Below are 13,547 nucleotides of genomic sequence, written 5' to 3'. Positions count from 1 at the left end.
AATGTTAAAGTATAAATTAGATTTGGCTGTTGGTTTTTAATTTCACTTACCAACCATGCAAACAATTAACGGCTAAGTTTATTTGTGTTGATGATCAATTGCTATGCGTAAAACTTTACTATTCTGTTTATTTTTTATTGCGACAACCTTTACTGCCTCTTTCGCATTTTCCATGGGTGCAAAAGCTGAAGGTATTGACACCGGTATCGTAAATAGCAAGATAGACAGCAGTAAGATTGCCCGCCGCATCATCAACCGCGATTTCAATAAGATATATACACAAAACCTTGCTCCTGCATTCTTTGGGCAAGAGTTTTTCCAACCGCATAAAACGCTGTTGGTGGGCGATATTAACACGCATTTTGTTTTATTGAACTCACCGCGTTCCCGTTTCTTCTTTGATGTTTCGGCAAGGGTAAAGGTGAGGCTGCTTAAACAATATGGCAATCCTGTAAAATCGCCAAGCTACATGCCGAGCGCCAATTTGTATTACCGCTTAAATGATGACGCCTACCATCCGCAATATCTGTCAGCATCATATACCCATCACTCAAACGGGATCCGCGGGCCTTCATTAGAGCCCGATGGTAGACTGAATGTTGATAGCGGTAAATTCAGCACTGATTTTATGCAGCTAAATTATACGCTTGGTAAACGCATAGACAGACCCAACACCATCTTAAGCCAGTTTGGAACGCTTGGTGTTGAGCTGCACCGCTCATTATTCAGCAGCAACGGCGGCGGGGCTTCATTAGGTTTGCCCGGCAATTATGGGTTTGTGCGCGTTAATGGCACATATATTTATAACCTTGCTAAACGTTACCAGGACGATATTGAACCAAGCAAGTCTGATTTTAAAAACTGGCAGCGCCTGCAATTTGATTTTACCTACATAGCCGGTAAAACACCATACAGTGCTACCGACCTGGGCAGGCGCCTTAACGCCAGTTTAAAATACTACTACCAGTTTCCTTTTATGCATAACGCTGCCTTTGTGGTTGGCGCCGGCTATCGCGGTCAGGATGATTATAACATCTATTTCCAGGATCATTATTTCTATATGCAACTGGGTATTGCATCAGGTTTGAATTTCCTTTTCAGCAAGTAAAATTTAGTTTGCCACAGGAGGTTTGCGGTTTTTAGAACTGCAAAAACAACCCATATTTTGATGAAGCAGACGAGCATTTAGACAAAATCTAAACTGTAAAAATTTTGATTGACAATCTGCGTTATAACATCATCCAACAAAATAAATGTTAGATTTACCAGCACTAAATTAAACCGGCGGTACCGTTACAGTATTGCTGAAATCTGCATTAATATGAAAAAATTGATCTTAAGCACTCTTGCTGTGGCGGCGTTACAGTATGCTTCATTTGCCCAATCAAAAAAAGTGCAAAACCTGTTTGATGGCAAAACCACCAATGGCTGGCATGCCTATCTTAAACAAGACGCAGGCCCCTGGAGCGTGGTTGACGGCGCTTTGCAATTAGACCCTAAGGCCCCAGACCAAGCCGACCTGGTTACCGATGGTGAGTACGAAAATTACGAACTTTCTTTAGATTGGAAAATTGCTGAAGGCGGTAATAGCGGTATCATTTTCGGCGTGCATGAAGATCCGGCTTTGGGTGCTACTTACCTTTCGGGTATAGAAATGCAGGTGCTTGATAATGTTAAAGCATCAGACAATAAAAAGGCAAATCACCTTGCCGGTTCATTATATGATATGAAAGCCGCCCCAGCTAATGCTGCAAAACCTGCAGGCCAGTGGAACGCTGCAAAAATTCGTAAGGATAATGGTCATCTTACCTTTTGGCTAAACGGCAAAGAGGTGATTAACGTACAGATGGGCAGCCCGGAGTGGACCGAATTGCTGAACAACAGCAAGTTTAAAACCTGGAAAGATTTTGCTAAATACCCTAAAGGCCATATTGCATTGCAATCGCACGGCGCTGTTGTGGCTTACAAAAACATCAAATTAAAACAATTATAATTACTATCTTAAATTATAGTTTCTCTTTATAGATGGAAGATATCCAAATTAAAAAGACCGGTACCGTTTACGACGCTATAGTTGTAGGCTCGGGTGCTGGTGGTGGTATGGCCGGCTATGTACTGGCGCATTCCGGTTTAAAGGTACTGATGCTTGAGGCCGGTGCCTATTTTGACCCCAAAACAGATTCGCAACAATTAAAATGGGCATGGGAATCTGCCCGCCGCGGAGCCGGTACAACACGCCCCTTTGGCGATTTTGATGCCGCTTACGGTGGCTGGCAGCTTGATGGTGAGCCTTATACCACTAAAGATGGTACCGAATTTGAATGGTTCCGCGCGCGCATGCTGGGCGGCCGCACAAATCACTGGGGCCGTATATCATTACGTATGGGGCCGGAAGATTTTAAACCGAAAGATGGTTTAACCGATCCCTGGCCTATTACCTATAATGACCTTAAGCCCTTTTATGATAAGGTTGACCGCATGATAGGCGTTTATGGTACGGTTGAAAATATAGAGAGTGAGCCGGATGGTATCTTCCTTCCTCCGCCAAAGCCACGCTTAAATGAGCTGTTCATTAAACAAGGTGCTACCAAAGCCGGTGTAAAAGTGATCACCGGTCGTGGTTCTGTTTTAACAGAGGCACTTAAAGATAATAAAGACCGCGGTGCCTGTTTCTTCTGCGGTCAGTGTGGTCGTAGCTGTAAAGTATATGGCGACTTCTCAGCATCATCATGTTTGGTTATCCCTGCGTTAAAAACAGGTAATTTAAAACTGATCACCAACGCCATGGTGCGCGAGGTGCTGACAGATAAAGAAGGCAAAGCAACTGGTGTATCATACGTTAACCGCGAGGATATGCAGGAATACCAGGTTAACGCCAAGATAGTTATCCTGGGTGCAAGTGCAGGTGAATCTGCCCGCTTGTTACTCAACTCAAAATCATCGGCTCACCCGGGTGGCTTAGCCAATAGCAGTGGTGTAGTTGGTAAATATATCCATGATAGTACAGGCTCCGGCGCAGGAGGTTTCCTTCCGCAGCTGATGGACCGTAAACGCTACAACGAAGATGGCGTAGGCAGCGTGCACATTTACTCGCCATGGTGGTTAGATAACAAGAAACTGAATTTCCCGCGTGGCTACCACATCGAGTACGGTGGTGGTATGCACATGCCATCGTACGGTTTCGGCGGCGGTATACAGGATATGAACGGTGCGGTTCCGGGCCGCGATGGCAAGAAAAAAGCAGGCGGCGGTTACGGTGTTGGCTTAAAAGACGATTATCGCCGTTTCTATGGTACACAGGTTGGTATGGCAGGCCGCGGCACTGCAATTGCCCGTGCCGATAATTATTGCGAGATAGACCCGGATGGTGTAGTTGATAAATACGGTATCCCGGTACTGCGATTCCATTATAAATGGACAAATGACGAGATAAACCAGGCCAAGCACATGCAGGAAACATTTGAAGAAGTGCTGCATAACATGGGTGCTATTTATGGCAAAATGCAGGGCCCTGAAACCAATTACGGTTTAGAGGCTCCGGGTAAGATCATCCATGAAGTAGGTACCGTGCGTATGGGTGATGATCCAAAAAAATCGGCACTTAACAAATATTGCCAGGCGCATGATTGCGATAACCTGTTTGTGGTTGATGCCGCTCCGTTTGTTCAGCAAGGCGACAAAAATGCTACCTGGACCATCCTGGCATTGAGCATGCGTACTGCAGAATATATTTTATCACAACGTAAAAAACTAAACGTATAAGCGCCATGAACAGAAGAGATTCCCTTAAAGCGATAGGTTTAGGAACGCTTACAACCGGCTTTTTAGTTGGTGTTGGCTGTAAAACCGGCGATAATAAAGCACCTGAAACCGCTGCTGCAGGTAAAACAGAAGCGATACCCGGCCGCCAGCCCGAAGAGGTTGAGAGAGAAAATAAATTAAAGGCCGAAAAATACTTTGATGAGCATGAGATGGCTACCATTACGGTACTTGCCGATATCATTATACCTAAGGACGAACACTCCGGCAGTGCATCAGATGCTAAAGTGCCTGAGTTTATTGAATTTATTGTGAAGGACATCCCGTCACATAAATTACCAATGCGCGGCGGCCTTAAATGGATAGATATTTATTGCCTTAACAACTATGGCAATCCATTTATCAAATGCAGTAGTAAACAACAAACCGAGTTACTTGATCAAATAGCTTACCCTTACACCGCCAAAGCAGAAATGGCGCAAGGCGTTAAGTTTTTTAATTTAATGCGTGATCTTACGGCATCCGGTTTCTGGAGCAGTGAGATGGGTACTAAAGATATAGGCTATGTAGGTAATGCCCCTAACAAGTGGACAGGTGTGCCTGCCGATGTGCTGAAACAATACGGCATGGAAAACGTGAAGATATAAGTTGGATTTACCAATGTGCCAGAGCCGCAATTTGAAAGAGTTGCGGCTTTTTCGTTTTCTCCGTTACGAGGAGCCCTGATAGCTATCGGGGACGACTGTACAATCCCCTGCCTATATTGCGGCTCTAAAGGCCGAAGATCATACGTTCTTGATCGCGAGGATCAAATGATTAGTTGAACCATCTTTTCTGCGTGGCTACCTTAATAGCCGATGCTTTATTTGATACGTGCAGCTTATCATAAATGTTGGCTATATGCTTGCGCACGGTATGCGGGCTGATAAATAACCGCTCGCCAATTTCCTGGTAATTCAGCCCATCTACAATCCTGTTCAATATTTCCATTTCCCGGTTGGATAGCAGGTGATCGTTATCGGCATCAGGCTTAAATTGCTCTATGATATCGGCTTTATTTCGCAGCAGGGCCAATGCTTTACGTGCTATCCGTGGCGACATGGGAACACCGCCCTCGTAAACTACTTCCACAATGGCTTTTACAATGTTTGATATCTTTTCGTCTTTTAGTAAGTAGCCGTCTGCGCCCGCTTTAATAGCATCAAAAAGTTTGTCATCATCATCAAAAACGGTAAGCATTAAAAATTGAATACCCGGATATTTTTCTTTAGCAAGTGTTACAGCCTCAATACCATCCATAATTGGCATCTCAATATCCATCAGAACTATTTGAGGGCGCTCCTGCTCTGCAAGCGCCGCAATTTGATCTAAGAAGTCCATGCCATCAACTGCCTGCAGAATGATCTCAATTTCCGCATAATTGGAAATGTTGCTTATAAGGGCTTCCCTTAGTAGCTTTTTGTCATCTACTATGGCAATGCGTATACTGTTCATGTTTAACATCCTTTCTAAATATAATCAAAATAGAAAGTGAATATTAAATTGAGATTATATATGGGCAACCAATGATTAATTATAATACAAATGTATTATTCACACAGGCTGTCATATATAGTATTATCCTCCAAAAGTCTTAATTTGCGCTTTCATGTACTTCATCCTGTCTAAGGTGCTATTTCTGTTTGCAATGCCGGTGTTTTGGGCATTTGTATTACTTGTTTATGCAGCTTTTTCAAAAAAATATAAGCAGAGACTGCTTGTTGCCGGAATCGCAGTTTTTTATTTTTTCTCTGTACGGTTAACCGTAGACACCTTCGGGCGCTTGTGGGATGTTAAGTCAGCAAATATTAAGGGTAAACAATATAGCTCGGTGATTTTATTGGGTGGTTTCGTATCTGAAGATGAGAATGGAAACGGTTATTTCAACGGTGCTTCACCAAGGTACAATAGTGCTGTAAAGTTATTTAAAGAAGGTACAGCAAAGCATATTCTTTTTACCGGAGGTAACGGCAAACTTCGTCAAAGTAAGTTCACTGAAGCGGCGTTTGTAAAGGATGCGTTGCATTTGTGGGGAGTGCCGGATAGTTTAATACTTTTGGATAATAAAGCCCGCAACACTGAGGAGAACGCGAAATTTAGTAAGGAACTGCTTTTGCGTGCTAAGCTGAAGCCGCCATATGTATTGGTCACTTCAGCTTATCATATGCGCAGGGCGCAGCTATTATTTGAGAAAAACGGGTTGGAAGTTTTACCATATCCCTGCAACTATTTAGAAGCGGAAAATTTTGACACCGGCACAGTTATCCCAAGCGCAGAAGCAATGGCCAGCTGGAACATTTATATAAAAGAAGTTATAGGCTACATAGTGGCGTTAATAAGATAGACTTATGAAAAAAATATTATTAGGTTTTTTGGCAGTTGTCAGCTTTGCGCAACAAGGTTTGGCACAAAAGAAAACATCAGGCAACCCGATAGCCGAGGGGTGGTATGCCGACCCGGAGGCTGCTATATTTGGTAAAGAGTATTGGGTTTATCCAACCTATTCTGCGCCTTATAACAAGCAGGTGCATTTTGATGCCTTTTCGTCACCAGACTTGGTAAACTGGACAAAACATGAAAACGTGCTCGATTCATCAAATGTAAAGTGGGCCAAACGCGCAATGTGGGCCCCTGCTATCGTAAAGAAAGGTGACAAATACTATTTCTTTTTTGGAGCTAACGATATCCAGAATAATAATGAGCGGGGCGGTATTGGCGTAGCTGTTGCCGATAAACCCGAAGGGCCGTTTAAAGACCTGCTTGGCAAGCCTTTGATAGATAAGATTGTGAATGGCGCGCAACCAATAGACCAGTTTGTATTTAAAGATAAAGACGGGCAGTATTACATCATTTATGGTGGATGGGGCCATTGCAACATCGCCAAACTTAAAAGCGATTTTACTGGTTTGGTGCCTTTTGCTGACGGTACAACCTACCGTGAGATGACGCCAAAAGGTTACGTTGAAGGCCCCATCATGTTTATACGCAAAGGCAAATATTACTTTATGTGGAGCGAAGGCGGCTGGACCGGCCCTGATTATAAAGTGGCTTACGCCGTTGGCAATAGCGTAAATGGTCCGTTTGAAAAAGTGGGTACTATACTACAACAGGATGCTGCCATTGCAACCGGTGCAGGTCACCACTCAGTGATACAAGTACCAGGCAAAGATGAATGGTACATTGTTTACCATCGCCGCCCGCTGGGCGAAACGGACGGTAATCACCGCGTAACCTGTATAGATAAAATGATCTTTGATAAGAACGGTCTCATTAAGCCGGTGAAGATGACATTTGAAGGGGTAACGGCGAACAAAATAAAGTAATGGAACACCCTACGCATAATCCCTGGAAGATAGTATCTGAAAAACCGGTATATGATAATCCCTGGATTAATTTGACCGAGTACCAGGTGATCAATCCATCAGGCAACCCCGGCATCTACGGAAAAGTGCATTATAAAAACGTCGCCATTGGTATATTGCCTTTAGATGATGAGATGAATACCTATCTGGTAGGCCAGTACCGTTTTACTTTAAACCAATACAGTTGGGAGATACCCGAAGGTGGCGGACCGCTCGGTATCGATCCTTTAGAATCTGCCAAGCGAGAATTGTTAGAAGAGACCGGCTTAAAAGCAGCAGAATGGAAAGAGATCCAACGCATGCACCTTTCCAATTCTGTAACCGACGAATTGTGCATCCTTTACGTGGCAAAGGGCCTTCAGCAATTTGAAGCTGAACCGGAAGATACCGAAGAGTTAATAGTGAACAAAGTGCCTTTTGATGAGGTTTATGGCATGGTTTGCAACGGCGAAATAACCGATTGCCTTGCAGTTGCAGCAATACTTAAGGTAAAGCTGATGCAACTTGAAAACACTTTATAACTGAAACACTTACCCATTTCTCAAAAAAACTTAAATTTGTAAGTTCAATATGAGAAAGTTTTTAGGATATATCCTTTCGCCTATTGCCATAGGCGTGTTTTTCCTGTCATTACTGATCTTCCATCCTTTGCAATGGATTTGCCTTAAAGCAGGCGGCTATTCGGCACATAAGCGTTGCGTGGATGTCCTTAACTTTTTCCTGGTTGCTGCTGTATACTTTGCTGGTAATACAGTGCACTTTATAAACAATCAGAATTTACCGGTTGGCCGGCCCATTATATTTTTGGCCAATCACCAAAGTTTGCTTGATATACCACCGATGATATTTTTTCTGCGGAAGTATCACGCCAAATTTATTTCAAAGGTAGAGCTGGCAAAAGGCATACCCTCTATATCATTTAACCTGCGCCATGGCGGTGGTGCCAACATCGATCGTAAAGATCCTCGCGGTTCTATTATGGAGTTGTCTAAGTTTGGCACCCGAATGAAAGAGAACAACTGGGGGGCCATGATATTTCCTGAAGGAACACGATCACAAGATGGCCATGTAAAAACGTTCCAATCTGCAGGTATTGCTACGCTGCTAAAAAAATGCCCCAATGCCCTGTTAGTACCGGTGGCTATCTCTAACAGCTGGAAAATGATCCGCTACGGCCTGTATCCATTGAACACTTTTATCTCCATGACGTGGGAAGTGCTGGAGCCGATTGAACCCACCACCGGTACAGTTGATGAACTGGTTAAACTGGCCGAAGAACGCATACGCGCGAAGGTTGAGAGCACCCAGTCTTAACGCTTTATTCTTTTCACCGTTTCCGTAAGATGTGCCAGGTGATGGCTACCATGCCAGGCATAAGTAGCCAGGTTGCGTTTAAGCGGTATTACCGCGCCCGACTCCGGGTGAACAAAAGTGCGGTTCCATTGATCTTCCGTAAAACTTTCAAACAACGCCACCAGGTGCTGATGAATACCTTCAAGTATTTTTAAGGATGGTTCAACCGGCAGCCGGTAATCAGGCTGAATGGCCCATGCCGCTTCTTCGTAAGGTTTTATTGTAGGATTTTCTTCTGTTAGTGCAAGTTTAAACCGGCAAAGTGCATTCATGTGGCTATCGGCCAAATGGTGTACAACCTGTCGTAGTGTCCAGCCGCCGGCGCGATATTGGGTATCCAGTTGTTCGTAGGTTAATCCTAATATCGCTTCACGTACGCGGCCGGGTAAAGTTGCTATCTCGTGGATCCAGTTTCGGTAATCCTGTTCCGTGTACGAAACCGGTGGTGTAAATTTTCCGATAGGATAGCGCATTTGCTCGTCAGTGAGTATCATTTTTGGTGGGTATTTACGTTTGGAAATTATTAGTTAGTTCATCAGAGATATGGCAAATGATGTTGGCAGATCTACAATTGCTAAACTAAAACTTTTCAACTAATCTCTCATGAACTAATCAACCAATCCGCTAAATTCGCTGCGCTGATGATAAAAAAGTTACTTCTGTTTTTGCTTTGCCTTGGTTGCGTTACCACTTATGCTGAAACCATAAAGACCGACGTGCTTGTGATAGGCGGTGGTGCAAGCGGTGTTTCGGCAGCGATACAAAGTGCCCGCAGCAAGGTGAAAACGCTGTTGATAGAACAAGGCAACTGGCTGGGCGGCAGTCTGACATCTTCAGGATATTGTTACCTGCAAAGCAATCGTAATTTTCCATCTGGTATTTATGGTGAGTTTCGCAAACGCGTGGTAGATGTTTATAAATTGCGCCTCGGATATGATACAACAGCTACTGCACCGCTTGCTTTTGAGCCTGCTATGGGAGCGGCGATCCTCAAAAAACTGACGGACACGGTTAAGAACCTCACCTTAAAACTAAACACCCCTTTTATTGATGTAAAGAAAGATGGTACCGGCTGGGAAGTAACTATCGTGGAGAATAAAGGAAAAGTAACCGTTAAAGCCAAAGCCTTGATTGACGCCACCGAAATGGGCGATGTTGTGAGCAAGCTAAACGTATTAATGACTGCCGGGTTTGACAGTCGCGCTGATACAAAAGAGGCGCTTGCGCCGGCTAATGCAACCAATCAGATTGAAGACATCAGTTATATTTCTATTCTAAAGGATTTCGGCAGGAATACAGACCACACCATTTCTAAACCCGAAGGCTATGATGCTTCGAAATATGTTTGTCTAAAAAGCGTAGATATCAAAAAGCTGCTGAATGCAGCTAAGCTGCCCAATGATAAATACATGATCAACTGGGATAATTGCGCCAGCCAGTATTCGGTGACCAGCGAAGATCTGCAGCTTGAGCATCGTGCCGAAACCTTTGCCAAAGCAAGGCTCCATACTTTAGGACTGATCTATTATTTACAGACAGAACGAGGATTTAAAAACCTCGGCTTTGCTGATGATTTTAAAACTGCCGATCACTTGCCCTACCAGCCGTATATCCGGGAAAATCGCCGCGCCGCCGGGGTGGTGCGTATGGTGATCGATGACATTTACACACCCTACGATAGGGGTTCGCAACTTTACCGCACTGCAATTGCCGTAAGCGATGCAGTGCCCGGCCAGCATTACAGCGAGGCAGGTGTGCCGCACATCAATTATCCACCGTTCCCGGCATTTAGCATACCGCTGGGCGCTGTTGTTGTAAAAGACCAGGAGAATTTATTTATTACGGAAAAGGCTTTGTCAGTCACTCACCTTGTTAATGGCGCAGTTACCGATCCAGCCGTGCAAATGACCTTGGGCCAGGGCGTAGGCGCTGCCGCGGCGTTTTGTGCTTTCTTCGGCACTACGACGAAAAACCTGCAGCCACGTGTTATACAAGGTGAAATATTGGATTTTAAAGGCTACCTAATGCCATTTGCTGATATAAAGCAATCAGACCCTGCCTGGCGGGCCATACAGCAGGTAGGCGCAACTGGAATGTTGAAAGGTATACAGAAAATAACCGGCAGTAAAGCTGATGTATTGTTTATGCCCGATAGCTTGGTTACCACAGCAGAAGTGAAACCGTTTTTCGATGAGATCTATTCAAGGTCTTTCATTTGGTTTAACCAGGAAAAGCCGGGACAGTTTTTTACCGTAGGCAACCTCATCTCGTTCATCAGTAACATGAACCTGCGCGACCCGGAGAACCTGCGCGATGCCTTGCAAAAAAGCTGGAAGAGTTATTACAAATTCGATACTGAATTTAAAACCGACCGCCCCATTACCCGCCGCGAATTTGCGGTGCTGGCCAACCGTTTTATCAACCCGTTTGCACGCAAGGTGGATATGAGCGGGAAAATTCTGAACTAAACACCGGCGTTGCTTTATTTACAATATATTTGAGTAAACACCATCCCGATGAAAATTGCTACTTATAACGTTAATGGCGTAAACGGCCGCCTGCCGGTGTTACTGCGCTGGCTGCAGGAAACACAGCCCGATATAGTTTGCCTGCAGGAACTGAAAGCACCGCAGGAGAAATTCCCCGAGCAGGCCATTATCGATGCAGGGTACAATGCGATATGGCATGGGCAAAAAAGCTGGAATGGCGTTGCCATACTGGCAAAGGGTTTAGAGATCAAAGAAACGCGCCGCGGTTTGCCCGGCGACCCCGAGGATCTGCACAGCCGCTACATTGAGGCCGAAGTGGGCGGCATTACCGTTGGTGGCTTATACCTGCCTAACGGCAACCCTGCGCCGGGGCCAAAGTTCGATTACAAGCTGGCCTGGTTTGAACGCCTCACCAAGCATGCTGCCAATCTATTAGCCAGCGGTAAGCCAGTAATTTTAACCGGTGACTACAACGTAATGCCAACAGAAAAGGACGTTTACAAACCCGAGCGTTGGGTAGAGGATGCCCTGTTCAGACCGGAAACGCGAGCTGCTTTTAAAAAGCTGGTTGACCAGGGCTGGACGGATGCCTTGCGTAAGCTCAACCCTGATGAAACCATCTATACCTTTTGGGACTATTTCCGCAATGCTTATGGTCGAAATGCAGGATTAAGAATAGATCACTTCCTGCTTAGTCCGGGGTTAGTTGGGCGCTTGAAGGCTGCCGGAGTTGACAAAAATGTACGCGGATGGGAGAAAACCAGCGACCATGCACCTGTTTGGATAGCCTTAGATTAGTGTTCACGTTCACGCCATGAACACTTGTGAACACCGTGAACGCTAATTATTCGATTTGGGAATAATAGTCAATGTCATTCTGAGCGACAGCGAAGCATCTAAAGGCTGCCATACAACCGGAAAGACGCTTCATTGCGTTCAGCATGGCAAGGATTAATATCAATCCAGTTTCCTAAAATCGTAAGGGTCTTTCTCAACAAAATCAGCAACTTTTACGCGTATGCCGGTCACTTTGCCGTCTTTAACAAAGAATGGGAAAACAGATTTTCCAAAAGTTGGATCCGAGAACTCCACCTCAAACCTGTTACCACCCAAAGGCATCATCTTGGCGTACATTTTTGGGTGATGCTCAAAGCGTGCTTCAAGCTGGTTGCCTTCCTCGCCCCGCTCAATGGTCATGTTGCCGTACAGGTCGTTATAATACTTACCCGTGTATTTGCCAATGGATAGTTGCGGCTTCAGGTTCATCATCACAGTATCGCGTTTTTGCTTGTCAATAGCCTGCATGGTAGCCGTATTGGTTTTGTTGTAAGCCAGGTAAACATCATTGTAATGATAGTTTTTGTTACCCAAATAAGCATCTAAAATATCCCAGCGTAAAGCTTCATAAAGCGCGTTGGCATCGGTATTGGTTAAAATCACAATACCCAATTTTTCGCTTGGTACTATGGTTACCGAAGATACGTAGCCGGTAACCCCACCATCGTGCATTACCAGGCGTTTGCCGCAATAGTCCTGCAGAAACCAGCCTAAACCATAAAGCTCAAATCCGCTGTCGCCGTTCAGGTGGTTTACATTGCTTACATAGTCTTGTGCTTGCCGTGTAGCAGCTATTGCTGCTGCTGGGATCACTTGTTTGTTGCCCACTTTGCCATTATCCAGCAAAGCCATTACCCATTTGCCCATATCATTAGCTGATGAGCTGATGGCGCCCGCCGGTGCAAGTCCATCAAGTGTGGCATAAGGTAAGGCGGTTAAGCGGCCGTCAACCAAAGTATGTGGTACGGTGCGGTTGGTTGCTTTAGGCATATCGGCAGTTAAAGCCAGGGTGTTGCTCATGCCAAGCGGTGTAAAAATGCTTTCCTTTAAATAGGTTTCCCATTGTTTTCCAACGGCGCGATTGATGATCTCGCCTGCAGTTAAGAAAGCAGCATTGGTATAGCCCCATGTGGTACGGAAAGGATAGGTAGCCTTAATTTTACCAAGCTTCTCGATGATCTCGTGGCGGCTTAGGTTACTGTTATAAAAAGTAAAATCGCCCTGAAACGTGCGAAAACCCAGGCGGTGGCATAGCAGGTCTTTGATGATGGCCTGTTCGCCCGCTGCATGGTTCTCCAGCTTAAACTCGGGGATGTATTTGGTAACGCGGTCATCAAGTGAGATCTTTTTATCGGCTTGTAACATTGCTAAAGCGGTTGCCGTGAAGGCTTTAGTGTTACTGCCTATCATGAACAGCGTATTTGCATCTACCTTATTGGGCAGGCCAAGCTCCTTAATGCCATAGCCCTTCATCATCACTATCTTGCCATCCTTAACAATACAAACCGCAGCACCGGGTATGCGCCAGTTGGTTAGTGCACGGTTAATGTAGCCATCCAGGCTGTCGGTTATAAACTTACTACGATCGATCTTTTGTGCATTTGCCGAAAGACCGGTTACCAGTACGGATAAGAAAAGCAGGCGTAATTTTTTCATCAACTTGTTAGCTTAAGCTTTAAAATGCTAATTTAACGCAATTTTTACTGCA

13 protein-coding genes are annotated in these 13,547 nt (G+C 44.9%); 10 read left to right on the top strand and 3 right to left on the bottom strand.

Translation table 11 applies throughout. The features are described 5' to 3' along the window. The first annotated feature begins 103 nt into the window (after positions 1-103). The 4 genes from FPZ42_RS05150 (at position 104) to FPZ42_RS05135 (ending at position 4,406) form a co-directional block, all read left to right on the top strand. A complete protein-coding gene (locus FPZ42_RS05150) occupies positions 104-1,108 on the top strand; it encodes a hypothetical protein (RefSeq protein ID WP_186458682.1) in 1,005 nt (334 codons plus the stop codon). Between the two features lie 213 nt (positions 1,109-1,321). Continuing rightward, positions 1,322-1,993: a 3-keto-disaccharide hydrolase gene (locus FPZ42_RS05145; RefSeq protein ID WP_146269391.1), complete on the top strand. Its 672-nt coding sequence runs from the start codon at positions 1,322-1,324 to the stop codon at positions 1,991-1,993. Positions 1,994-2,025: 32 nt separating this feature from the next. Then, on the top strand, positions 2,026-3,762 hold the full coding sequence (locus FPZ42_RS05140) for a GMC oxidoreductase (protein ID WP_146269390.1): 1,737 nt from the start codon (positions 2,026-2,028) through the stop codon (positions 3,760-3,762). Between the two features lie 5 nt (positions 3,763-3,767). Next, on the top strand, positions 3,768-4,406 hold the full coding sequence (locus tag FPZ42_RS05135) for a gluconate 2-dehydrogenase subunit 3 family protein (protein ID WP_146269389.1): 639 nt from the start codon (positions 3,768-3,770) through the stop codon (positions 4,404-4,406). A gap of 169 nt (positions 4,407-4,575) precedes the next feature. Here FPZ42_RS05135 and FPZ42_RS05130 read toward each other — a convergent pair whose 3' ends face one another. After that, entirely contained in the window at positions 4,576-5,253 is a 678-nt protein-coding gene (locus FPZ42_RS05130) for a response regulator transcription factor (RefSeq protein WP_186458681.1), read from the bottom strand. A gap of 154 nt (positions 5,254-5,407) precedes the next feature. On the opposite strand from FPZ42_RS05130, the gene FPZ42_RS05125 reads away from it, so the two are divergent. The 4 genes from FPZ42_RS05125 to FPZ42_RS05110 are packed head-to-tail and all read left to right on the top strand — an operon-like array spanning position 5,408 to position 8,474. Next, positions 5,408-6,142: a YdcF family protein gene (locus FPZ42_RS05125; RefSeq protein ID WP_146269387.1), complete on the top strand. Its 735-nt coding sequence runs from the start codon at positions 5,408-5,410 to the stop codon at positions 6,140-6,142. 4 nt (positions 6,143-6,146) lie between these two features. Beyond that, on the top strand, positions 6,147-7,121 hold the full coding sequence (locus tag FPZ42_RS05120; protein ID WP_146269386.1) for a glycoside hydrolase family 43 protein: 975 nt from the start codon (positions 6,147-6,149) through the stop codon (positions 7,119-7,121). Further along, positions 7,121-7,681: an NUDIX domain-containing protein gene (locus FPZ42_RS05115; RefSeq protein WP_146269385.1), complete on the top strand. Its 561-nt coding sequence runs from the start codon at positions 7,121-7,123 to the stop codon at positions 7,679-7,681. The genes FPZ42_RS05120 and FPZ42_RS05115 overlap by 1 nt, the downstream gene beginning before the upstream one ends. 49 nt (positions 7,682-7,730) lie before the next feature. Then, complete coding sequence (locus tag FPZ42_RS05110) at positions 7,731-8,474, top strand: lysophospholipid acyltransferase family protein (protein WP_146269384.1); 744 nt, start codon at positions 7,731-7,733, stop codon at positions 8,472-8,474. On the opposite strand, the gene FPZ42_RS05105 is transcribed toward FPZ42_RS05110, so the two are convergent. Then, positions 8,471-9,007: a YfiT family bacillithiol transferase gene (locus FPZ42_RS05105; RefSeq protein ID WP_146269383.1), complete on the bottom strand. Its 537-nt coding sequence runs from the start codon at positions 9,005-9,007 to the stop codon at positions 8,471-8,473. The genes FPZ42_RS05110 and FPZ42_RS05105 overlap by 4 nt on opposite strands. Positions 9,008-9,154: 147 nt before the next feature. Between FPZ42_RS05105 and FPZ42_RS05100 the strand changes: the two genes are divergently transcribed. Beyond that, positions 9,155-10,981: an FAD-dependent oxidoreductase gene (locus tag FPZ42_RS05100; protein WP_146269382.1), complete on the top strand. Its 1,827-nt coding sequence runs from the start codon at positions 9,155-9,157 to the stop codon at positions 10,979-10,981. A 48-nt stretch (positions 10,982-11,029) separates the two neighbouring features. Then, entirely contained in the window at positions 11,030-11,800 is a 771-nt protein-coding gene (xth, locus tag FPZ42_RS05095; protein ID WP_146269381.1) for an exodeoxyribonuclease III, read from the top strand. Positions 11,801-11,959: 159 nt separating this feature from the next. Here xth and FPZ42_RS05090 read toward each other — a convergent pair whose 3' ends face one another. Then, entirely contained in the window at positions 11,960-13,495 is a 1,536-nt protein-coding gene (locus FPZ42_RS05090; protein ID WP_146269380.1) for a serine hydrolase, read from the bottom strand. Positions 13,496-13,547: the final 52 nt, after the last annotated feature.

This window comes from Mucilaginibacter achroorhodeus (genome assembly GCF_007846095.1).
Classification (GTDB): Bacteria; Bacteroidota; Bacteroidia; order Sphingobacteriales; family Sphingobacteriaceae; genus Mucilaginibacter; species Mucilaginibacter achroorhodeus.
The sequence above is the reverse complement of the archived record's forward strand: the minus strand, read 5'-3'. Positions and strand labels throughout refer to the sequence as shown.